The sequence below is a fragment of the Ferroplasma acidiphilum genome, assembly GCF_002078355.1.
Classification (GTDB): domain Archaea; phylum Thermoplasmatota; class Thermoplasmata; order Thermoplasmatales; family Thermoplasmataceae; genus Ferroplasma; species Ferroplasma acidiphilum.
This window is the reverse complement of the sequence record NZ_CP015363.1, coordinates 1,523,654-1,547,614: the sequence shown is the minus strand read 5'-3', so window position 1 is coordinate 1,547,614 and position 23,961 is coordinate 1,523,654. Positions and strand designations below refer to the sequence as shown.

The window sequence follows — 23,961 nt, the reverse complement described above, 5'->3', positions numbered from 1 at the left end:
ATGATTAATATAGATTATTCCGATGATGTCTATAAACCCTCAGATGATACTTACCTTATCCTGGATAATGCCGAATGCGGGAAAAGTGTTCTGGAAATGGGTTCCGGTTCCGGCTTAATAGCCATCACACTGGCCAGACAAGGCCATAGTGTTACAGCTGCAGATATTTCACCGGAGGCAATAAATCTCATAAAGCATAACGCATTTATCAATAATGTGGACATGGAAATTGTTAGATCAGACCTCTTTGAAAATATACATGGAAAATACGATACAATAATATTTAATCCGCCATACCTGCCTGTTGAAGGCGAGAGCCCCCAGTGGGCGGGTGGAAAGGATGGCTTTGCCGTAACCGGCAAATTTCTCGCAACAGCCCATGAATATCTGAATCCAGGAGGCAATATTTTTCTGATTCTGTCCGATTTAACAGATATAGAATCATTTATTGAGAAAAACCGGAAGTATGAATTCATAAAACTTAAATCTATGAGTTTTGATTTTGAGGCCATATTGCTTTATGAGTTAAAAGTGAGAAAATGACAATACAGGAAAGGATAAAGGAAATAGAAGACGAAATTAAGAAAACCCAGAAGAATAAAGCTACAGAAAAACATATAGGGTTGCTCAAAGCAAGAATGTCAAAACTTGAACTGGAAGAAGAATCACATAAAAAATCAGGTGGATATGGTTTCTCCGTTTCTAAAAGCGGGGATGCCACGATGGCACTGGTTGGATATCCAAATGTAGGAAAAAGTTCTCTTCTGAATGCCCTTACAAATAAGAAAAGCACTGTAGGGAATTTTGAATTCACAACACTCACAGTTATTCCAGGAACACTAAATTATAATGGTGCCCAGATACAGATACTTGACCTTCCAGGAATCATAGACAATGCTGCACTGGGTGCAGGCAGGGGAAGGGAAATCATCAGCACCATCAGGAATGTGGATCTTATAGTGCTTGTAACTGATATCCAGTTAAAAGGACTTGACAGGATAATTGCTGAACTTTACAAAGCAGGGATTGTACTGAACAGGAAAAAGAAAAACATAGCATTTAAGCGTACCAATTATGGCGGATTAAGGATACATAAGCCCAGAAATGTGGATATTGACAACGGAGATATAAGGGACATAGCAAAAGAGTTCAAGATAGTCAATGGCGATATATACATAAGGGAAAACATTGATATGGACGATCTAATAGATTTTTTTAAGGGAAACATAGTTTACATAAAATCTTTCATGGTTGTTAATAAAATAGATATGCCACACGATGAGGAACAATTGAAGCGAAAGCTGAAAGACTTTGGCAATTATATTGAAGTATCCGCAGAGACCGGGCATAATCTGGAAAGCATGAAGAATATGATTTATAAAACACTTGACATGGTCAGGGTTTATATGAGAAATAAATCCGGGGAAGTGGACTATGAACGGCCTCTGATATTAAGCGAGGGTGCCACCATACGGGATGTAAGCAGAAAGATAAGCAGGGAAATGATTTCTACCTTCCGTTATGCAATAATAACCGGGCCTACCAGAAAGATAGAAGCAAGGGTTGGCCTTGACTATAAAGTAAATGATGAAGATGTTGTAACCTTAATAAGCAAATATTAATAAAAATTTAAAAAATTAATTTTTCTGTGCTTCATTCTTTCCTGCCTGTTCAGTGGCCTCTGCATTGCTTTTGTTTGTTTTTTCAATCTTGTCAGGATTTATAGACATTCTGCCGCTGTTGTACACATATGCATACATTATCATCAGCAGCAGGAATAATATACCACCTATCATGCTAAGCCAGAAATTGGCAACCAGCATTGAGTTTGGAGAAGCAAAAGTGTTAATAGAGTATGCCCCACCGGCTATCCTGGTTATTGGCAATTCAAGGAATAATACTGCAATTGTCATAACAATAAACCAGAACGGTTTGTATGAAGCTAAATTCGTTGTTGGCTTATACATATATAGCAATGGTATAGCTATAGTTATTATAACGGGCAGAATCATATAATCTCCCATGAATTTTGCACCTGCTAGCGTAGCAACCACGTTCCATGCATTTACATTCAGGAATAATCCAAGTATTATTGTAAACAGCGGTATGTAACTTGTCCTTTTAGCTATTCTGTAGAATACCTGTGACATCCCGAATGCTATAAATAATGTGCCGAACAGGAATTCCCAGTAAACTGCAGAGTATACCGGAGCTGTAAGCAATGCAATATAGTCAACATAGGATTTTGACAGGTTAGTAAGATCCAGATGCAGTAATGGAGGCAATGATGGAATTGCCGTTGATACACTGTTTCCTACCATCAATGCCGCAATTGCAGTTACAAATCCTATAACCATTAGAAATGTTGCAGCTGAATAAAACATCATCAGGGGTTTGCTGTCAACTTTCTTCCATATGAACTCCGAATATATTATTGCCACATTCCTTAATATGAGCAAAGCAACGAACAGCCCTATTACAGGTATAAAGAGGTATGAGGATATCGGTACCAGCCCGGAATATATAAGCTCAAGTTCCACAACAAAAAATACTATCATAGTTCCTGTGATTTCCCATATTGGAACTATGTGTTTCAGCACTACTGTTTTATGCTTTTCATAATTGCTGAATATGGGATATATTGCTATGAATTCAGAAAACAGGAATGTAACCATTGCTGCAATGACTATCTTTAAGAACACGCCGTTAGCTTCCAGATATGAAAATGACATTTATCTCGCCCCCGCATTTAGGCTATTTACGTCCTTTCCAGTTTCAGGGAGATTTAAATCCCTCTCTGCCTTCCTCAACTCTTCCTCCACATTTGAAAGGTTCAGTACCTTTGCGTTGAAGTAGAATGTGAATGGTATTATTATCAGGTAGAATAATATTATAACTATCCCTAAATACCATACTATAGTGGAAGTTGAAGCTGCCTGGGCTATTGTCATTACCCCATAGTGGCCTGCTACTATCGGTTGTCCTGCAGAATTATACGGCATCAGTATAATATACGGCACCCTTCCAACTTCTGCTGTATACCACCCATCTTCCATGGTGAAAATACCAAGAAATCCTAAGGCAATAAATCCATAGAGTATGGATTTCATTTTGAATATATCCTTCTTCATTATTCTTAGCACAAGGACTATAAACCAGAATAATCCCATCAATAAGCCGAATCCAACCATAAGGTCCAGGGTGCTATGTATAACCGATGGTGCCCATGTGTATGTTGGGTAAGATGATAATCCCGGTATGTATCCGGCATTTCCCTTGGTCAATGGATATGCTAAAAGCGATTGTATGCCTGCAAGTGGAATGAAGTCAACAGCTTTTCCATTTGATATAAAACCGAATAAATGTTCTGGAGCGCCTGCCATAACAGGGTGTAAATTCAACTCCAGCATTGCATATTTTAATGGCTCCACTGTGAGTAGAGTAGATAATTCTATTGAACCGCTTATTCCTATGAGTATTATATCAACAATTCCTATTGCTGAAAGTATCTTCATGGCTAATTTGTCTATTATTTTTTCATTTTCATTCTTTGATTTCAGGTACTTATATGCGAAGTATGCAAGAAGCGCCATAGAACCCGCAAAATACATTGCCATAAACATGTGGAATAGTTCTGCCCCTGTTGACGGCTCATAAAAAACTTTTAAGGGGTTAACTCCTGTTATAATAGTTTCTCCGCTGCTCATGTATTTTGCAATGTTAAACGACCCGGTTGGGGTATTCATCCATGCATTTACATTGGTGATAAGCCATGCAGATGCTCCTGTTCCAATCAAAATTCCCCAGCTTACCAGCCAGTGGTTCCACCTGTTTTTGAAATTATCCCAGAAGTAAACATATACCATAAGGGTAACGGACTCAACAAGAAATGCAAAAACCTCTGCATAGAAACTCAGCATTGCTACAGCACCAACCAGCTTCATGAAGACTGGCCAGAATAGCATAAGTTCCACAGCCATAAACACTCCAGAAGCGGTTCCAATAGCGAAATTTATTACCAATGCTATACTCAATTTATGGGTCAGAGCCTCATAATACTTATTTTTATGTTTAAGTGCTATATATTCGGTAATGGTTATCATCAGCGCCATTGCCAGTGTGATGGCAACTATAATGATATGCGCAGAAATTGTATACGCGAACATTGCACTATCCCAAACTGGATATGAAATTCCCATCTTAATCAAAATTATATTAATTGAAAGTATTTAATTGAACTACCTTATATATCAGGTATATCCTTATTATACACCTATGAAAGATATTTATGCATATTTGCAATAAGATAATGTTGGCTAAAATTAACAGGGAGGTAGAAGCAGAATTTACGCTTGAGCGATCAGATTGTGATGTTACAAATTATATATTTGAGAATTTCAAAGGTGCAGGTATAGAAAGATTAAAGATAGATTGAAAGAGCACAACACACAGGATAACATTTGAATCAGCAGAGGATGCTGAAAAAGCCCTGGAAGGAATAAAAAAACTCACCAGCAGCACATTGAAAACGGGGAATAAAACAATATGGGCAAAATCATCATGTTGCAGTGCATGCTCCATAATAGGCTCACTGGATTCCATAATACTTGGAAGCAAAGCTATCAATTCATCCGCGATTAGTTACCGGCTACTATTCCAGAACTATGGCAAATTACTGGAATTAAAGCATATGCTGGAAATGAATGGCATTGTTTATTCTATTGGCAATATAAATTTTAAAGAAAATTTCGGCATAACACACAGGGAAGCAGAGATCATAGTCAGGCTATACGACGAAGGATACTTTGACCCGGAACGGAAGCTGAGCCTGACTGAAATAGCGGAACAGTTAGACATTTCAACCGCAGCACTGTCGGAAATATTAAGAAAGACACTCCGTAAAATTGTAGGGGAATACATTGAAAATAAGCTATGAGAAAAAAATTTATTGAAAAGTATGATGATCCATTATGTCAACAGTTAAATTTGTATTTCATGGCACTGTACAGGGAATTGGCTTCAGGGCACATGTGAAGAAAAAGGCAATGGAGCTGGGTATAAAAGGCTGGGTTAAAAATAATCAGGATGGCTCTGTTTCTGCTGTGTTTTCAGGGGATGAGGAAATGATATCAATTATGGATGGCTATTGCAGAAAAATCCCCTTAGCAGAATTATCATCTGTTGAATCCATGCCAGCCGATGATGCTAATTTTGATTCTTTTGAAATAATAAGGGATTAATTGCCTATCCTATTATCCGGTATTTATAGCCAAGTTTATCGAGGCTCCCGAGCAATTCATCTATTCTCGATTTGTCAAGGATGTTTATTGTGAATAGGAGATACTGGTATCCTATAGGCGTATCCTTGTTTAAATTATCCACCTCAGCATGGTATATATTGGCTCCGGAAGATGATATGGCATTTACTATTTTTTCCATTATACCCGGGTGGTCAGGCAGATTGAATTCAAGGCGAAGCAACTTGTTTTCCATTTCAAGCGCCCTGTATATTATGTTTGACAGCAGTAGGAAGTTTACGTTCCCTCCTGAAAGTACAATAACAACTTTCTTGCCCTTAACATCAATTTTATTTTCAAATAATGCTGCAAGGCCAGCTGCGCCGGAAGGCTCCACAAGCACTTTTTCCCTTTCAAGCAGCTTGAATAGTGCATATGCAATATTCTCATCCGATACTGTAACAACTCCATCCACATATTTCTTTACCAGTTCAAATGTTATATTTCCCGGATATTTTACGGCGATTCCATCAGCAATTGTATCGTTGCTGGTGTATGGAACTATTTTGCCTTCCTTTATAGATAATTCCATGGCATTTGCCTTTTCGGACTCTACCCCTATTATTTTTATATCCTTGTTTTTTGATTTAATTGCAAATGATATCCCTGAAATAAGCCCTCCACCACCTATTGGCACTATTACAATGTCCGGTTTCACATCTTCTAAAATTTCAAGGCCTATTGTTCCCTGGCCGGCGATAACATCCTCATCGTTATAAGCTTCAATAAATTCCCTTTTCTCGTCCACTGAAACCTGTACCGCATATTCATGTGCTTCGTCGTAGCTATTGCCCTTTAGTATAACTGTGCCGCCATAGGATTGGACAGCGTTTACCTTGGCAGGCGGTGTTGTTTCAGGCATGACAATTTTTGCATCAACGCCATAATAGGAAGCCGCAAAAGCCACTCCCTGTGCGTGATTTCCTGCACTGGCGGTTATTACTCCATTTTTTTTCTGTTCAGCGGTCAACGTTGAAAATTTTTCCATAGCTCCTCTGGATTTGAAAGACCCCGTCTTCTGAAAATTCTCCATTTTAAAGTAAACGTCACATGAAAACATATTGCTGAATGTTGTTGAATGGAATAATGGCGTTCTATGTATCTTCCCCTTTATCTCATTTCCTGCTCTGACTATTCTATCATAACTTAACATAGATTTGGATTGCGTTGATACATATATATGCTTTGAATGAAACCTGAATGGAAAATATATAAATTAACGTATTATGGCTTTTAGCTTAATGTTTAAATTACAAAAAATTTTAAAATTATTTTGCCCCGGCTTTAAATTTGCTAATTTTTCCCTCCTCTATTTCATTAACCTGCTCAAGTGTTTTTCCCTTTGTTTCAGTAGCAAGGAATATGGTAGCAAGCAAGCCAATTACAGATAAACCGGTGAAGAAGAAAAGGCTGGTGCTGAAGCCATAGATTGAAACAATAAACGGGAACGTTGTAATGCCAAGAATAGCCCCGATACGGCTAACTGATGTCCCGAATCCCTGTGCACTTGCCCTGTCTTCCGTGGGGAAAAGTTCTACCGGGTAAACAAAATCAGTAGAACCTGGTCCTATTGCTTCAGTTATATAAAATATTAGAAACAGTGCAAATATGAGGATTCCATCTGTTATAAATGCTGACCTATCAGGAACGTAAAATGTTATAATTCCAAGGCTTAGGAGTGATATTACCATACCGGAGAATCCAATTATTGTTATCCCTTTCCTGCCTATTCTATCGATCAGGAGAATTGCTATTAAGCTTCCAATTATTGCAAATGTATCAAAAACAGCAGACCCAAGCACCGCTAACCTTGCTTTTAAACCCAGCAATTCCAGTATTGTGGGGCTGAATATACTTATTCCATAGAATGCCGCATCAAATGTAAACCAGAATATTCCCACAAAAAGAAGGCTCTTTATGTATTTTCTGCTTAGCAGCTCTTTCAAAGGGTTCTTATTATCACGTTTAATTGCAGTTAAATTATCAGAAGTGCCGGTCAACCTCCGTTCTATATCCTCAGCTTCACTGGCATTGCCCTTATTGCTTAGCCACCTGGGCGACTCTGGAACATCCCTCCTCAGTACCAGAATTATGGCGGCCGGGATTATCCCAAGTAGAAACATATATCTCCATGACTCATTTCCCAGCGGGAGCAGAAGATATCCTGTTACTGCTGCTACTGCTGCACCTAAAAACCATGAAAGCACGTTGGTTACCAGCAGTTTCCCCCTGTATTTCACCGGAGAAAATTCCCCGATTATTGTTGTACCTATAGCGTAATCGGCACCTAATCCAAGTCCGAGGATAAATCTCATAATAAACAATGAGGCAAAGCTCCATGAAAATGCTTCAGCTGCTGTCAGTACAATAAATAAAGCCATGTCATACATATACATTGTCCGCCTGCCGTACAGATCAGTTATGTACCCGAACAGAATTGCGCCGACGAGCATTCCTATTGTTGTAGATGCCGCTATCATAGCTTTGCCAAAATCAGTATCCAGCCCAAATGCAGTTTTGGACATAACTATAAGGGCTACAGATATTATTGAAATATCGTAACCATCCAGGAATGTTCCTCCAACCGAAAGTGCTGTGATTTTCTTATGCAGAGAATTTATCCTTGCATTATCCAGAGCGTTATACCCCATAGCGTTCTATAAATGCCCCGTATTTAAGAAAAATCCAAATAAGCTATACTGGAATATATATGCCTATGGTTTATATATGGAGAATATTTAATTAAAAGGTTGGCTTGATTGTATATGTCAATAAACGGAACAGGAAATAGGAGGAATGATTTGAAATGCAAATTAAATTTTTAGGAAACTGGTCATCACACATACAGGCAGGGAAAAGGAACGTTTCAATTATAATTGATGGGCATATTGTCCTTGACTGCGGGCCACATACAATTGAATCCATGCTTGAAAATGGGATTGACCCTGCAAAAATTGATAAAATGCTAATCAGCCACATGCACCTTGACCACTACGGCGGCCTTGCTGAAATACTCTGGTACAGGGGAGCCAGAAATGTAAAAGATGAATTGACAATCATGGGACCAAAAGGAATAAGAAAAAATACAGAAAAAATATTGCAGATATATAATACCCCGGATAATTATATGTTCAGCGTAAAACCCAATTATGTGGAGATAAACAATAATGGGGAAGTATACGAGATTAAAACGGAATTTATAGACAAAAGTGAGAATGACTACATAGAAGCATTTTCAGGGAACCATATCATTCCGGACAATATGTACAGGCTGGAATACCGTGGTAATACTATTGCCTATACGGGAGATACAGCCTATAACGATAATATTCCACTTTTAGGGGAAAATGCAGATATCCTTTTGCATGAAATGACATATACGGATAAAGATGCTGAAATAGCAAAATTCTGGAAACACTCTACTTACTCGTCGGCAATAAAGGGTTTCGGAGAAAGCCATGCGAAGAAACTGGTGCCGGTACATCTTACAGATGAAACCGTTTCCGTTTTAAAAGCAAAATACAGTGAAAATATTATTCTTCCATTTGCAGATATTAATCTGTAATAGCTTAAATATCGCCCTTTTTCACTTATTGCTTGAAAAATAGCTATTCCTCCTGCTTAATATGATATATAACTATAAAATTAAAAAATGTAATAAGGGAAATGGCATGTAAATCCAGTCAGGCATCAAAGAGACAAAAAAACAAATTGGATATTCTTATAATTCTAAGCAGGAGCAGCCGCAATATTAATGGCAAGAAATAATATTGCAAACGTTAGTATTCCAATTTTTATTGCTATTTTAGAATTATAAAAATAATATATAATTAAGGAAAATGCAAATCCATTTATAAAAGAAATAAAGATCATAAAAGTAAGCGGATAAAACTGGCCATATCCAGGACCGGGGCATATACTTTTAATCACTATTGAATTTACCGGGTATATTGATAAAATAGTAAATATTCGTCCAATAACTATTGAGGATATAATTGCTTTTTTATTCGAAATATACATTCTATAAACTAAAAAAAGTACAATAGATAAAACAATCCAGAAAATTATACCAAATAAAGATACGCTTTCGATCATTATGTCATATAGTATACCTGCCATTTTTACATCTCATGATATTATATATTCTTTATAAGAATTATCCGTAGCAGCAGATATCTGACTATTGACAACTGTTTCACTTTTATACGGTATCCATACGTTATCAACCAATTCAAGTATCGCAATCTTTATAGTTCCATGAAATACCCCAGAACTAAGTGATATTTCTGTACTTACTGCGGTTAGCCAAAATGTTCCGAAATAACCCATGAAACACGCGTTAATAGTGCTGTAATAATTTCCATGGCTAGTTGAACATGAAACTTTATGCCAGTTAGCTGTATCAATTAAGCAATAATATGCATCATAAGAAATATCTGTTCCGTCAACTATGATTTCATTCTTAATGTTATAAATATCTATTTTAGTGAGTGTGTTATCGTATAATTTAAATGTGAGTGTAGTTGTACATGGTTCCACAGGCAATCGCATTGGCTTGATTGCGGGATCTATTGAATATGCCTGTCCTTTGTTTAATTTTATATTGTTGAAATTAAGTGAAAGCATGTATGAATTATTGTTTATTCTTAATATTCCATTATGGAAAATCCCCATTTCATTTGCCCATGATGTTTTTATGCCATTTATCAATGATGCACTGTAATTATCTGACAATTTAACTGTCCTGTAATTTTTTATATTATTTCCCTCAACAAATTTTATGTTGTATACGGCTGCTACATTGCTTTTTATTACTATATTGGAATTTAAACTCTTATTATTGACTGATAATACATTATATATGCCTGCATATCTATCCCATCCATGTACTATTATTGAATTATCCGTATAAATTATGTTATAGTTATGGAAATGCAACTGGAAAGTTTCGTTTCCTGCAACCATGCTTACAATCCACTTTATTTCATAATAATGATTATCTATGTCCACATTTAATATATTATTTCTAGATAGCATATTATTACACGACAATATGCTGTAATTGCCTACCTTATAGATATTAATTTTCTGATTTTCAATATTTTTTAAATTATTTCCATTTTTGTTATACACTGAAGAGTTTGAAGAAAGAGATGTAACCGCAGTATTTGCACCCGTATTTTCTATGCCCGTAACAATATTAAAGCCTGACATCAAAAATATAGCTACCATTAATACACCTATTATTATTTTCTTCTTCATAGTATTATTAACACATAGATATATATATATATTTCTATATTCAGTAGAAATTTAACTATCAGTTCTCTATCCATAATAATAGCATAACTTCTCTATTTGCCAAGAGGTAGATTCTGAACTAATACCCAACCTGTAACCCTCTTTATATTCCTTTTAAACAGTTTAAAAGAATAAAATATCTTGACATTGAAAGGCATTATGGAAAGACTTTGAATCTATCCTGACAGATTAGAAAAATGGCAATTTTTGAACGAGGAAATTTAAATTTGACCAGATAAATCAGAGAAAATATAACAGCCAGATAGAGGAATAATTCAAATATTTCCTAAATCCGGACAAAAGTAAAAGGCTAAACTCTCATAGATTCATCCTTGAAGGATAAAAAATTTCTTGCCCATGAAATTATGAATTTGTTCCACTGTACATGTTTATATAGCGTGAAATTATCTTTTTGTAAGGTGTGCATTTGAAAGATGAATATATTATGATTCAGCAGAGCGCAAAGGAATTTGCAGAAAAGGAGATAATTCCAGTAGCAGCAAAAATGGATAGGGAGAATTTCTTTCCGAGGGAACTCTTCAGGAAGATGGGAAAGGAGGGTTATCTGGGTGTAACCATTCCGGAGCAATACGGTGGATCAGGGTCAGATTACGTATCCCAGGCCATCATAGAGGAGGAAATAAGCTATGCATCAGGTTCATTAGGGCTCTCATATGGGGCGCACAGCAACCTGTGCCTGGACAATCTCTACAGGAACGGGTCAGAATACTTGCGTGAGAAATATTTAGAGAAGCTATGTTCCGGGGAACACGTAGGCTCACTTGGAATGACAGAACCCTCATCGGGATCGGATGCACTTTCAATGAAAACATCAGCAACAATGGATAAAGGAAATTTTATATTGAATGGAAGCAAGACATTCATTACAAATGCCCCATATGCAGATATTTTTCTTGTCTATGCTAGAACCGGGGAAAACATAACTCCATTTGTGGTTGAATCCTCTGACAGGGGATTTTCCAGGGGCCAGGAGTTCGATAAAACTGGCATGAGGGGTTCACCTACAGGAACAATATTCTTCAATGATATTATTTTGCCGGAGAACAGAATAGTAGGAAAACTGAATGGGGGAAGAAATGTATTGTTAAGCGGCTTAAACCTGGAGCGGGCTGTACTTGCATTCAATTCAATAGGAATAGCAAGGAGGGCACTGGATCTTGCAATAGGCTATGCGTCCGAGAGAAAACAGTTCGGCAGGCCTATAAGTGATTTTGAGCTGGTACAGGAGAAACTTGCATACATGTATACTAAATTTGAATCCTCCCGTCTTTTTGCCATGGAAGCTCTAAAAAGGGTGCAGGAAGACCGGATGGATTCCCTGGATGCTGCCTCCGCAATACTTTATGCATCCGAGTCATCGGAATACATAGCAAGGGAAGCCCTGCAAATTTTTGGCGGTTATGGTTACATAAAAGACTTTGAAATAGAACGTGTGTTCAGGGACTCCATACTGCTAACAATAGGCGCAGGAACCAATGAAATCAGGAAAAAGGTAATAAGTGAGGCCTTAATAAAAAAATACGGAAAGGGTGGAAAAAGTGTCAAATAAATCGCAAAAAGTCTATATGATAGCTGGAGGAATGACAAAATTTGTTAAATCAAATTTCAGGGAAGATTTCAGGCTTAATGTCAAAAAATCTTTTGATTACGCATTAAAGGATGCAGGCATGAGTGTAAAAGACATAGATGGTTCGGTATCTGCATACTTCTCTGACCATCTACAGGGGCAGTTAATAGCAGGTGCCATGTCAAATGACTTTATCGGGCTTGCAGGAAAGCCATCCAAGAGAATCGAAGGCGGTGGAGCCACAGGGGGGCTTGCATTTCAAACCGCCTATGAAGAAATCGCTTCGGGGAATATGGACACATGCCTTGCATATGGCTTTGAAAACATGTCACATGTTGGAACCTGGAGGGGAAACGATATAATAGCTCTGGGAAGCGATGCAAATTTCGATTATCCACTGGGAGGTTTCTATACCGCATATTACGCTTTAATGGCAACAAGGCATATGTATGAATTCGGTACCACAGAGGAACAGATGGCAATGGTATCGGTAAAAAACCACCGAAATGCCATCAATAACCCATTTGCACAGGCACCTATGAATATTACAGTAGATGATGTATTAAAATCTCCTGTTGTTTCCACCCCATTGAGGATGCTGGATATCTGCCTGATGTCGGATGGTGCTGCCTGCGCTATACTGGCATCAGAGGAAGTTGCAAAATCATTTTCCGGAAAACCGGTACTCATAAGTGCCATAGGATCATCAAGCGATACTATGAGGCTGGCAGACAGGCCATTCGGTGATGTCCCCCTGCTCCCGAATGAAAACAGCGCAATGTACAGAGGACTTAAATATCCAGGCGTCCATTCCTTCAGGGCCGGCAGGCTAGCAGCTAAAATGGCATATGACAGAATTGGCATAAAAAATCCGGAAAAGGAAATAGATTTCGCTGAACTTTACGATGCATACACATCTGCCGAAATACAGGCATATGAGGATATGGGATTCTGCCCCTATGGCAAAGGAGGCAAATTTATAGAGGAGGGCAATCCTGAACTGGATGGCAGCCTGCCAGTGAATATGGAAGGAGGGCTCCAGGCATCCGGGCATGCCATAGGCGCAACCGGGATAATGCAGGCAGTATACGCTTTCTGGCAGCTCCAGGGTTCTATGCAAAAACACATGGGTAACGGAAAGCTTCAGGTTAAGCCCCCTTCCCGTGGGCTAATCCATAGCCATGCTGGAACAGGGGCATATGAAGCGGTTACAATAATGGAGGCGGTTTAAATGGCAGGAAAAAAACTTATGAAGATAGACCCTGCAGTTGTTGAATGGAATTATAATACTGAATACAGGCACAGTTATGCCCAGGATTCGCCATTTTTCATAGCCCTGGGAAAAAATAAGCTTCTGGGTTCCAGATGCCCGGAATGTGGATATAAATACGGGACATACAGGAAATACTGCATGTATTGTGGTGCAGAAACAGAGGACATAGAACTTCCCCTGAAGGGCAAAATACATTCATTCACGACATGCTACTACTCCGGGGAAAGCTTCCGGAACGATGTGCCATTTACGCTTGTCCTTGTTGAGTTTCCAGGGATAGATTCCCTTTTTATGTCTAGGCTTTATGCAGATGATACCGGCAAAATTAAAATCGGGATGGATATAATTGCAAAATTCAAAAAATTCCAGGATTTTACTGTAAACGATGTTTACTTTGTTTTAGAATAAAATTCTTTATTTAATTCCTTTGAAATATTTTTTACTATATTTTTAATTCTTTATAAATGATAGGTCTGTAAGGTATTCTATCTATCACACACAATAGTTTATGTACTATGGCCATCATTGAGTGTCTGCCCGATTAGGATGTAGGAACTGGAAATTCCAGTACTTTGAAATATTTTTCTGTATACCCCAATTGTTATTGGACCCATTATATTGTAAATCCAGTATTTCTCTAATCCCTATAACAAATTCAAAATTATTATATACAGTCAATAATTGCCATAGTTTATGTAGAAAAATTTATATATTAATTAATAATATTATTATTATGGTAAAGCGTGAAAATAGAAAAATTATGGTCGCACTATTGCTTGCTACAATTATGATGATGAGTGGATTTATGGGCTTAATATATTTTAACCACGAAAATAATACTGTTGATAAAACACATATACCGGAGTTAAATTACTATTTAAATAAATATGATTTTAAAGATTTCCATAATGTAAGCCATACAAAGGTATTTAATAATGCTAATGACGTTAACGCCGTTACCGATGTTTCTAATAATACAGTATTAACAATGTCTTACACGTTTTATAATGGCACAGATAATGTAACTGGAGAATTATTACATATATATAAAAACGGTCAGTTATTCCATGAATCGTTATTGGTAAATAATACGCATGGTAATAATTACAATTATAGTGTGATACCATTATATTCAAAATCCGGAAATTATAACATAACTATACTAAATCATAATGTCAATAAAGCATCAGTTAAAGGAATTAGTAGTGATGTATATATTGATCTTTACGCAACAAGGAGTACTGGCCCTTCTGGATGGGCATGTGCATTTAGTGAGAGTAATACAGAAGTCTTAATAACATATATAGGTGCTATAGGCGCATTAAGCGGAATCGGTTCAATGGGAGCTTTAGCAGCAATAGCGGTGATAGGAGCCGCTACGATCGCATTTTTTGATGAAGAGGGAGGAAACAATGGAGTATATTTCTATGAAGCACATGCATGGTTTGTTCCATATACCTGGATTAATGCTCCTGCAAGTGCCGTGCCTAATAGTTATAACGAATACGGCTCACATAGAGTGACATTATATGAGGGTAATATAGCATGATAAAATACCATTTTAATAATAAATACCAGGAGATTTTTGTGATGTTGATGTTATCGTTTACAGGTTTGAACGCACTTACAATATTTAACACTATCCCTTTATCCATTCAGAAAACCTTTATATTCGATGTTATAGACTTAACATTAATATTTTTGGCCATATCGTTTCTTATTGCAGGTTCTATAGAACAGTACCTTAAAAACCGGCGCCGTATAAACCGGTAATCTGCTACCGGGAACTCCTGATATTTTCAGTGATATTGTTTTTTATTGTAATATTTACTTTCATATGTTAAATTTTAGAACTTTCTGTTATCATATATACATGACAGTTTCCAATTTTTAAATGTTATATACGATGCTATGTCAATTCATTTTCCGAATGATTGGAGGTTACCTGTTCAGAAATTTGTAAAGGCTAATAAATTTATAAAATTAACTTTTCAAATCCATGATGCCAGTTCTTTCTGCTTCATTTTTGATGGGAGCATAATTATAGAATGACAGAGAATATTAGCATTACAAGCAGCGATGTGTAAAGTGCCACATGGGCATAGAGCAGGATTGTTACTATTGCAATGTCTATAGATCCCCAACTATATTGCCAAAATTACATACAAGTGCGTTGGGCCTGGTGCAAAATTTCTGCGGTATTGTCAGTGCAACGTAGGCGAACAAGGCAGGGAAACTGGTAAATGCAAATGTTGCATACAGTAGGTAAATAACTGTTATAATGTATACATTATGGATTACCTAGAATTATAGCAGTTCCTATGATTGTATAGGCAGCGGCAGCTACTAAACTATAAAATTCACCGGAAAATGTTGTTGAGTAGACGAACATAATTTCTAATATTCTTTAGTTTCTACAGAATTTTATACAAATTATATGTACTACCGAAAAAGAACCTTGATAATTTCCATAAGAAAATAAATTTACATAAAAACAGAAATTTAAGAACCACAAAATCATAGAAATGCTAATAAAGACTTTAATTATAGTAAATAAATGCCATCAAGATCGATGGATTGGCTAAAACAGGCTAAAAGGGATCTCGAAGAGGCTGAAGGCTCATTAAATAATGAAAAATACGAATGGGCTTGCTTTGCATCCCAGCAATCTGCTGAGAAAGCAGTGATAGCCTTGTACCATTCAATAAATAAGGAAATATGGAGCCATTCTGTATCAAGGATGCTGTTGCAACTTACAGAATTTGATATAGATAAGAGTCTAGCTGACAAAGCAATGGAACTCGATAGAGTGTATATAGGTTCAAGATACCCGGATTATTATACTGAGGGGTCCCCGTTTGAGTACTACTCAATAGAAGACGCAAAGAGGTGTTTAAATTATGCAAAGGAAATATTCGAATTCTGCAACAAGAACATACGAAATTAATTACCCTTTTATTTTTGAAAAACTTGTTGAATATGGAAATAATTCAATTAAAAAAGGTTCATTGTTAACAATTTTGATTGGTTCTCTTGCCAGAAGAGATTATACTCCATTTTCAGATGACGATGTTATAATAATTACAGATTCAACCAGAAGTGAAATAGAATTCATGGACCCTTATATGCCAATTGATATAGAACCACGTGTTTTCACAATAAATAGGATATACGAAATGGCAAAATCCTTGCTGGTAACGATGAGATATTTAATAATTTAGTTAAATTTTATAAAATTGATTAAATCGATGAATAACAGTAAGGAAATTCAGGTTTTCATTGTAAATGATGTTTACTTTGTCCTGGCATAGTATTCTTCCTTTGCATTTTTAGAAATATTTTCCACTATATTTTTATCTCGGCATATAACCGTTATTATGAATCCGAGAATACACGTGATGGATAGAAATATAAGCCCTATGTCTATGCCCGCCATCCCGAAGAGGGCAAATGCAAGGATACCTATAAGCCCGCCAAATCTCCCGGCCATTTCATTGAATCCCTGCCCTGAACCACGAATCGATTCGTCATATTTTTCAACTGGCATTATTACTGTGGTCTTATCCGGCCCCATGGAACCGAAGAAGAATGCAAATCCCAGAAGTATTATAATTTCTATTCCGGTAAACCTTAATGCGAAATATAGGCCGAACCCAAGTATCCCGAGAAATACTGACCTTATAATAAATCCAGTAGCCTGGAGTTTTCTTGTTCCAAGCCTCTGTATGATTAAAAATGCTACTATTGATGCAGGTATGGTAAATGCTTTGACAAGCACAGCCGAAAACGCCCCGCTGACTACAGAAATACCCAGTGCAGATATAAGTATAAATGGCAGAAACATCGTAAGGCTCTGGTCCCCAATCTGGTAAAGGAACCATGGAATGGAAAATCTGTAAAGATATTTTCTGTTTTCCCTTGACGTTACATCTTTTAATATGGTTTTTATAGACTTTATTCTCTTAAATTTCCATAGGGTGGATTCCTTGAGCCTGCTTCTCATAATCAGGGGGACTATTGCCAATATGGCTCCGGAGAGCAGTGCATATCTCCAGCCTGTAGATCCAAGAGTCAACAACGTTCCTCCTATGAGGTAAGAAAATAATATTCCAAAATTGGCAAAGAACATTATCAGGGCTAAATTCCTTGTAGAATTTTTTGTGGCAAGAATCTCAGAAATATATGTGAAAATTACAACATAATCAATTCCAACACCAACTCCTACCAGTGTCCGGAAAAACATCAGCATTGCGATATTGGTGGATAATGCACTCCCGATGCCTGCACCTATAAACGTTACTATATCTATTGTAAGTATGCTGACCCTGCCAAACCTGTCAGAAAATACCCCACTTATTATCGCACCTATCATGGCGCCAACAAATATCAATGCACCCAGAAGATATACTATACCGGTGCCGGTTTGAAATGCATTTTCTATGGGTTTTAGTGCTACAGATATTATAGCTATATTGTAGCTTGCAACGAAAATGCTAATGGCGCCGATTGAAATGTAATATGCATTAGCAACAGGCTTTTTCTTTACCTGTCTTTCCATTCCTGATAATTAGGTATGCCTAAATAAACTTTAAGTAGTTGACTATTTGAATATTCATGACAGACCTGTGATAACTCCTTTATCATCTATATCGATGTTCTCGGCTGCAGGATGGCGTGGCAACCCTGGCATTGTCATTATGCTTCCCAGTATTGGTATTATGAACTTTGACCCGGCATTTATAGACACAGAATTCACCTTTACTTTGAAATTTACAGGTACATTTATCAAAGATGGATTGTCGGATAACGAAGATTGTGTCTTTGCCATGCATACATAGAATGAGGAAAAGCCGTTACGTTCTGCGTGTTTAATATCCATAAGTGCTTCTTTTGAATATTCTACCCCATCTGCGCCGTAAACTGTTTTAGCTATCTTTTCAATCTTGGCTTTTATGGGATCATCCATGCTGTATGCATAATTAATCTTATTTTCACCTATAGATTCCAGGACTTTTCTGGCAAGGTCAACGCCACCTTCCCCTCCACTGGAATATACCCTTGATTCAGCATATTTTATTCCGGCAGAATCAAGCAGCCCGCATACTTTTTTAATTTCCTGTTCGGTGTCCAGGGGGTGGATATTCAATGCAACAACAGGCTCAATCCCGAAATTCCTCACATTTTTAACGTGTGCAAGGAGGTTACCAATACCCTTTTCAATAGCAGGTAGGTTTTCAGAATCTATATTTTCCGCATTGCCATGGTGCTTTATAGCCCTGATTGTAGCGACAATAACCACAGCGTTTACCGGCAATTCTGCCTCCCTTGTTACTATATCCATGAATTTTTCAAAGCCAAGGTCTGATCCAAATCCTGCCTCAGTAACAGTATATTCAAACATATTCAGTGCTGCATAATCTCCAAGGATGCTTGAAGTTCCATGGGCAATATTTCCAAATGGCCCTGTGTGTATAATTGCTGGCACATTTTCCACGCTCTGAGCAATATTTGGCTTCAGTGCGTCAGCCAGCAACGCTGCCATAGCGCCGTTTGCCTTTATATCCCTAGCAAAGACAGGGCGATTATTTGGCGTATATCCTATTATTATATTTCCCAGTCTGTTCTTCAGATCCTGGAAACTTTTCGAAAGTGCCATTATTGCCATTATCTCGGATGCCGCTGTAATTACAAAGGAATCATTTGCCAGAACCCCATTGCTTTTTCCTCCATTTCCCACTATTATTGATCTTAAGGACCGGTCATCCATATCCACAGTCCTTGGAAAGGTTATTTTTTTAGGGTCAATGCCAAGTTCATTGCCGAAATATATATGATTGTTAATCATTGCAGATAGTAAATTATGCGCAGCCGAAATTGCGGGGAAATCCCCTGTAAATATAAGGTTAATTTTATCTGAGGGTTCCACTGTGGATTTGCCACCGCCTGTTGCCCCTCCCTTAACACCGAAGCACGGGCCAAGTGAAGGCTCACGTATTGCAATACCAGCATTTTTGCCTAATTTTTTCAATGCCTGGGCAAGTCCTATTGCAGTTGTTGTTTTGCCTTCACCTGCAGGCGTGGGCGTCATTGCAGTCATAAGTATCAGTTTTCCATGGCGTTTTCCACCATTGCAGTTTGAAATGCCAATTTTTGCGGCATATTTTCCATATAATTCGTAATCATTTATTCCTAAACTTTTCAAAATTTCCTGTATATCCTGTAACATTGTGTGATAATAACAATTATATAGTAAAAATTTTTGTTCAGGGAATAACTGAACTTTCTATTTTTTTAACTTTTTCCATAACAAACTCCACAGCTTCCATAAAAAATTTGAGTTTTAACAGCTCTTCAGCCTTAAAATCCACGGATTTCTGGAACTTCAGGTTTATTTTTATGTTGTTTAATGATGTATGCACTGTGGCGTATGCCATATATGCTGCTGTTATAGAATCTGTGATTAAATTTCTGTTTCCATGTTCACAGAGGTAAAGTGCATTTTCCATATTATGTATAGAAATTCTGGCAATGTCCCAAGACACCCCGATGCTATTTTGAATTGCCATATCTATTGCAGTTCTCCTGTTTTTATCGGCCTTATCCATATGCAATGCATCCATAATGCCCTGAAATGATTTTTCATCTTCATTGCTGAGGATTTTTAACTTTTCAATAATATTGTCTGATTCTTCAGATATCTGTTTGAAATCATTTTCATATGCTGACAATTTAGGCTTCCCGGTAGAAAGCAATGCTGCCATAGAATTAAGCGACGCAGCGAATATGGATGATATGGCAGATGCGGAGCCGCCTCCTGGTGTTGCTGAAGAACTCTTCAACCTGGATATATATTCATCAAGATCCATTATATGTTATAAATCATTGTTTCAAAAACATTACCCTTTTTATTATGGATAAATGTATATACTTTTATAATAACTATATATTTTATTTATTACCTAATTAGCTCAAATATATTTATTCAATATGGGTAACATAGTCTTTTACTATGATAACATATCCAGTAAAAAAAAACTTTAAGTCTATTCATGTGCTTTTGTTCTTACACTCGTGATGCAAGATGAATAAGGTTTTAAATACAGTAATTAAAAGAGACGGATCCAGCGTGCCCTTCGATAAGAAAAAAATAGCGATGGCCATATTCAAAGCCATGCTCTCCGTGAAAATCGGGTCCATGGAAGAAGCAAATAAGCTTGCAGACTATGTTGCACAGGAACTTGAAACTTCTTCAGAAGTGCCAACAGTTGAGTTAATACAGGATACTGTTGAAAAAGTTTTAATGACACGCAGGATAAACGACGTTTCTTATATCGCAGCAGCAAAAGCGTATATCCTCTACAGGGAAAAGAGAAACACAATAAGGCAGGAAAAAGAATTTATCGGCGTCAAAGATGACCTGAAACTGAGCTTAAATGCCGTTAAGGTACTTGAAGCCAGATACCTGTTCAAGGATTCAGAGGGCAAGATAATTGAAACTCCCAAACAGATGTTCCACAGGGTTGCAGTGCATCTGGGGATAATACAGGGTCTTTATGATTATATATCATACAGAAAAACTGGAAAATTAAATGAGAAGGGAACTGTATATACAGGTATAACCAAAACCCAGGATGAGGAGCTTCAAAGGGCATTCAATGAACTGAAAAAGGAAAAGGCCATTGATGGCACCTACACTGAATTTATAGATTTTATCAAAACAAAGAAGAATATGATAAATTACTGGATTGAAAAGTTTGAAAACATGATGATCAAACTTGAATATGTCCCGAATTCACCCACACTTATGAACGCAGGAGGGCCACTGGGGCAATTGAGCGCCTGTTTCGTTCTACCTGTTGATGACAGCATAGATTCAATTTTTGATACACTTAAAGCCACAGCGGAAATACATAAATCTGGAGGAGGTACCGGTTTCTCATTCAGCCGCCTCAGGGCAAGTGACGACATAGTTGCCTCAACAAAGGGTGTAGCCTCCGGGCCTGTATCATTTATGAGAATATTCGATGTTACCACTGATGTTATAAAACAGGGCGGAAAGAGAAGGGGAGCCAATATGGGCATATTGAACTACAACCATCCGAATATAATGGATTTCATAAATAGCAAAGATGTAGAAAACAAAATTCTCAGCAACTTCAATATATCGGTTGGCGTCAATGACGAATTCTTCGAAAAACTGGACAATGATGAGAATGTAGACCTTATAAATCCAAGAGATGGAAAGGTTACAGGCAGGGTGAAGGCAACTACACTCTGGAATTCTATCATTGACCATGCATGGTTAACAGCAGATCCAGGTATGATATTCCTTGACGAAATCAATAAGAAAAATCCCGTAAAAAACATAGGATATATCGAATCAACCAACCCATGCGTTACAGGGGATACAAAAATATTTACATCTGAAGGGGTAAAAAAGGCCAGGCAACTATACGAAGAAGGAAACCCGCTGAATGTAAAAATAGATGGAAGATTTGGCGGCGAATTTAAGCCATCCTCAAATGTTATATATACAGGGTTTAAGGATATATATAAAATACAGACAAAGGAAGGCTTTGAAATAAAAGTTACAGGAGATCATAAAATATACAGCGAAAAGAATGGCTGGACAGAGGCTTTGAACCTGAAAGAGAATGAAAAAATAAGGATATTAAATGAAGGAGGTTCCTTTGGCAGCTCTGGCACACTGGAAGAAGGCAGAGTTCTTGGCTGGCTTGTTGGCGATGGCCATATCAACAATGGGAATAACAATGACCGTGCTGTTCTGAATTTTTACAGCCAGGATCGTGTGTTTGCCGACACCTTTAGAAAATATGTAAATGATATAGTAAGGCCTGCTACAAACAATCGGGAATATAATGTGGGAATGGTAAATATTGAAAGTAGAAATTGCATAACAATTGCATCGGAAAGATTAAAGGAATTTGCCTCTGAATACGATCTAATAGAAGAAAAGTTAAATGTTCCTGATAAGGTATTTGCAGGGAGCATGGAACTGCAAAGAGGCTTTTTACAGGCTTTATTCGAAGCAGATGGCACTGTATATTCCGGGCAAAAATCCAGGCATTCTGTCAGGCTAGGATCAATCAGCTTAAACCTGTTAAAACAGGTTCAGATGCTGCTGCTTAACTTTGGCATATACAGCAGGATATATCAGAATCGTAAAAAAGCCGGAATGAGAATGTTGCCCGATTCAAACAGGGAGATGAGGCTATATGCGACACAGGATTTCCACGAATTAAACATATCTGCTGAAAATCTGATAAAATATGCAGATTCTATAGGCTTTATATCGGAAAGGAAGAACAGCAAGCTTAATGGGGCTGTAAATAGCTACAAAAAAGCTCCAGTAAAGCCTTCCTGGTTAGCCCGTGTTGATAAAATTGAATACGTAGGCAGGGAAGATGTATACGATTTGGTTGAACCCTCTACACATTCATTTGTAGCTAACGGAATAGTAGTGCACAACTGTGGTGAACAGCCGCTTTTGCCTTACGAATCATGTAACCTTGGCTCAATAAATCTTGCAAAATTTGTCGAGGATGGAAAATTTAACTATGAAAGGTATAGGGAAACCATTGATGTGGCAACAAGATTCCTGGAAAATGTGGTAGACGCCAACAAATTCCCTGTTGAATCAATAAAAAATATGACAAGGAAAACAAGGAAAATAGGTCTTGGCATAATGGGATTTGCCGATGCGCTTATAATGCTTGGAATACCATATAACAGCAATGAAGCCCTGGAATTTGCAGAGAATGTGATGAAAACCCTTAATGACGAGTCGCATATGGAATCACAGAAGCTTGCAGCGGAAAGGGGCGTATTTCCTGGATGGTATGGATCAGAGTATGAGGAAAAAGGCATAAAAATGAGAAATTCAACAACTACAACAATAGCACCTACCGGGACAATATCCATAATAGCCGGATGCTCCTCATCCATAGAGCCACTATTTGCCCTTGCATTTGTAAGGCATGTATTGAATGGGCAGGAATTGCTGGAAGTGAACCCACTGCTTGAAAATGCCCTGAAATCCAGAAATCTCTGGACACAGGAGTTAATGGAAAAGATAGCGGAAACCGGAAAGCTCGGCAATCTGGATCTCCCGGAAGATGTAAAAAATCTATTCATTACTGCACAGGAGATCGACCCGGACTGGCACGTGCTTATGCAGGCAACATTCCAGAAATACTGTGACTCTGGGGTATCAAAAACAATTAACCTTCCATTTGATGCGACAAGGGAAGATATTGCGAAATCATACCGCCTGGCAAAGGAATTGCATTGCAAGGGAATTACAGTATACCGTGACAGGAGCAAATCACAGCAGGTATTATATGCAGGCACAAACCAGAAAAAAAGTGATGAAGAGCACAAGATTGACCTGACAATGAAAATGCCAGACAAACTTCTGAAGCTCGGCGCAACCTTCGACCCCGCATGCCCAACTGGAAAATGTGATCTATAATATTTATAAT

At 37.6% G+C, this 23,961-nt stretch carries 22 protein-coding genes; 13 read left to right on the top strand and 9 right to left on the bottom strand.

Annotated features, from left to right (window positions below; all coding sequences use genetic code 11):
* Together fad_RS07695 and fad_RS07690 are read left to right on the top strand one after the other, a co-directional pair.
* A complete protein-coding gene (locus tag fad_RS07695; RefSeq protein ID WP_009886704.1) occupies positions 1-543 on the top strand; it encodes a HemK2/MTQ2 family protein methyltransferase in 543 nt (180 codons plus the stop codon).
* On the top strand, positions 540-1,622 hold the full coding sequence (locus fad_RS07690) for an OBG GTPase family GTP-binding protein (protein ID WP_009886703.1): 1,083 nt from the start codon (positions 540-542) through the stop codon (positions 1,620-1,622). Before fad_RS07695 ends, fad_RS07690 begins: the two co-directional genes overlap by 4 nt.
* 15 nt (positions 1,623-1,637) lie before the next feature.
* Here fad_RS07690 and fad_RS07685 read toward each other — a convergent pair whose 3' ends face one another.
* Together fad_RS07685 and fad_RS07680 are read right to left on the bottom strand one after the other, a co-directional pair.
* Positions 1,638-2,732, bottom strand: coding sequence for a hypothetical protein (locus tag fad_RS07685; RefSeq protein WP_019841465.1), 1,095 nt, complete (start codon positions 2,730-2,732; stop codon positions 1,638-1,640).
* A complete protein-coding gene (locus fad_RS07680) occupies positions 2,733-4,199 on the bottom strand; it encodes a cytochrome ubiquinol oxidase subunit I (protein WP_009886701.1) in 1,467 nt (488 codons plus the stop codon). It lies immediately after the preceding gene.
* Between the two features lie 110 nt (positions 4,200-4,309).
* Here fad_RS07680 and fad_RS09550 point away from each other — a divergent pair, with 110 nt between their 5' ends.
* The 3 genes from fad_RS09550 to fad_RS07670 all read left to right on the top strand — a co-directional run bounded on the left by fad_RS09550 (position 4,310) and on the right by fad_RS07670 (position 5,240).
* On the top strand, positions 4,310-4,435 hold the full coding sequence (locus fad_RS09550; protein WP_257788213.1) for a hypothetical protein: 126 nt from the start codon (positions 4,310-4,312) through the stop codon (positions 4,433-4,435).
* A gap of 87 nt (positions 4,436-4,522) precedes the next feature.
* A complete protein-coding gene (locus fad_RS07675; protein ID WP_081142953.1) occupies positions 4,523-4,936 on the top strand; it encodes a helix-turn-helix domain-containing protein in 414 nt (137 codons plus the stop codon).
* Between the two features lie 34 nt (positions 4,937-4,970).
* Positions 4,971-5,240 carry an acylphosphatase gene (locus fad_RS07670; RefSeq protein ID WP_081142952.1) on the top strand — a complete coding sequence of 90 codons (270 nt, stop codon included), beginning with the start codon at positions 4,971-4,973 and terminating at the stop codon, positions 5,238-5,240.
* Between the two features lie 4 nt (positions 5,241-5,244).
* On the opposite strand, the gene ilvA is transcribed toward fad_RS07670, so the two are convergent.
* Together ilvA and fad_RS07660 are read right to left on the bottom strand one after the other, a co-directional pair.
* The gene (gene ilvA, locus fad_RS07665; protein WP_081142951.1) at positions 5,245-6,450 is read right to left on the bottom strand and encodes a threonine ammonia-lyase; all 1,206 of its coding nucleotides are present in this window, start codon (positions 6,448-6,450) and stop codon (positions 5,245-5,247) included.
* A 115-nt stretch (positions 6,451-6,565) separates the two neighbouring features.
* Complete coding sequence (locus fad_RS07660; RefSeq protein WP_009886697.1) at positions 6,566-7,948, bottom strand: MFS transporter; 1,383 nt, start codon at positions 7,946-7,948, stop codon at positions 6,566-6,568.
* A 155-nt stretch (positions 7,949-8,103) separates the two neighbouring features.
* Here fad_RS07660 and fad_RS07655 point away from each other — a divergent pair, with 155 nt between their 5' ends.
* Positions 8,104-8,862, top strand: a complete 759-nt coding sequence (locus fad_RS07655; RefSeq protein ID WP_009886696.1) for an MBL fold metallo-hydrolase — start codon at positions 8,104-8,106, stop codon at positions 8,860-8,862.
* Positions 8,863-9,026: 164 nt separating this feature from the next.
* Here the strand turns inward: fad_RS07655 and fad_RS07650 are convergent, their stop codons facing one another.
* Entirely contained in the window at positions 9,027-9,416 is a 390-nt protein-coding gene (locus fad_RS07650) for a hypothetical protein (RefSeq protein ID WP_009886693.1), read from the bottom strand.
* 9 nt (positions 9,417-9,425) lie between these two features.
* Complete coding sequence (locus fad_RS07645) at positions 9,426-10,559, bottom strand: hypothetical protein (protein WP_048074037.1); 1,134 nt, start codon at positions 10,557-10,559, stop codon at positions 9,426-9,428.
* 466 nt (positions 10,560-11,025) lie between these two features.
* On the opposite strand from fad_RS07645, the gene fad_RS07640 reads away from it, so the two are divergent.
* From fad_RS07640 to fad_RS07610, 6 genes are all read left to right on the top strand, one after another.
* On the top strand, positions 11,026-12,168 hold the full coding sequence (locus tag fad_RS07640) for an isovaleryl-CoA dehydrogenase (protein WP_019841462.1): 1,143 nt from the start codon (positions 11,026-11,028) through the stop codon (positions 12,166-12,168).
* A 16-nt stretch (positions 12,169-12,184) separates the two neighbouring features.
* Positions 12,185-13,417: a thiolase C-terminal domain-containing protein gene (locus fad_RS07635; protein WP_019841461.1), complete on the top strand. Its 1,233-nt coding sequence runs from the start codon at positions 12,185-12,187 to the stop codon at positions 13,415-13,417.
* The gene (locus fad_RS07630; RefSeq protein ID WP_009886689.1) at positions 13,418-13,867 is read left to right on the top strand and encodes a Zn-ribbon domain-containing OB-fold protein; all 450 of its coding nucleotides are present in this window, start codon (positions 13,418-13,420) and stop codon (positions 13,865-13,867) included.
* Positions 13,868-14,192: 325 nt separating this feature from the next.
* Complete coding sequence (locus fad_RS07625; protein ID WP_019841460.1) at positions 14,193-15,008, top strand: hypothetical protein; 816 nt, start codon at positions 14,193-14,195, stop codon at positions 15,006-15,008.
* A 1,008-nt stretch (positions 15,009-16,016) separates the two neighbouring features.
* Positions 16,017-16,406 (top strand): HEPN domain-containing protein, encoded by a 390-nt coding sequence (locus tag fad_RS07615; RefSeq protein WP_048074036.1) that lies wholly within the window; start codon positions 16,017-16,019, stop codon positions 16,404-16,406.
* Entirely contained in the window at positions 16,360-16,680 is a 321-nt protein-coding gene (locus fad_RS07610; RefSeq protein WP_009886685.1) for a nucleotidyltransferase family protein, read from the top strand. Before fad_RS07615 ends, fad_RS07610 begins: the two co-directional genes overlap by 47 nt.
* Positions 16,681-16,751: 71 nt before the next feature.
* On the opposite strand, the gene fad_RS07605 is transcribed toward fad_RS07610, so the two are convergent.
* From fad_RS07605 to fad_RS07595, 3 genes are read right to left on the bottom strand one after another with little or no spacing between them, the layout of a single operon-like run.
* Positions 16,752-18,017 carry an MFS transporter gene (locus fad_RS07605; protein ID WP_009886684.1) on the bottom strand — a complete coding sequence of 422 codons (1,266 nt, stop codon included), beginning with the start codon at positions 18,015-18,017 and terminating at the stop codon, positions 16,752-16,754.
* A 54-nt stretch (positions 18,018-18,071) separates the two neighbouring features.
* Positions 18,072-19,685 carry a formate--tetrahydrofolate ligase gene (locus fad_RS07600; RefSeq protein ID WP_009886683.1) on the bottom strand — a complete coding sequence of 538 codons (1,614 nt, stop codon included), beginning with the start codon at positions 19,683-19,685 and terminating at the stop codon, positions 18,072-18,074.
* A 37-nt stretch (positions 19,686-19,722) separates the two neighbouring features.
* On the bottom strand, positions 19,723-20,325 hold the full coding sequence (locus tag fad_RS07595; protein ID WP_009886682.1) for a cyclodeaminase/cyclohydrolase family protein: 603 nt from the start codon (positions 20,323-20,325) through the stop codon (positions 19,723-19,725).
* 215 nt (positions 20,326-20,540) lie between these two features.
* On the opposite strand from fad_RS07595, the gene fad_RS07590 reads away from it, so the two are divergent.
* Positions 20,541-23,951 carry an LAGLIDADG family homing endonuclease gene (locus fad_RS07590; protein WP_081142950.1) on the top strand — a complete coding sequence of 1,137 codons (3,411 nt, stop codon included), beginning with the start codon at positions 20,541-20,543 and terminating at the stop codon, positions 23,949-23,951.
* The last annotated feature ends 10 nt before the right edge of the window (positions 23,952-23,961 follow it).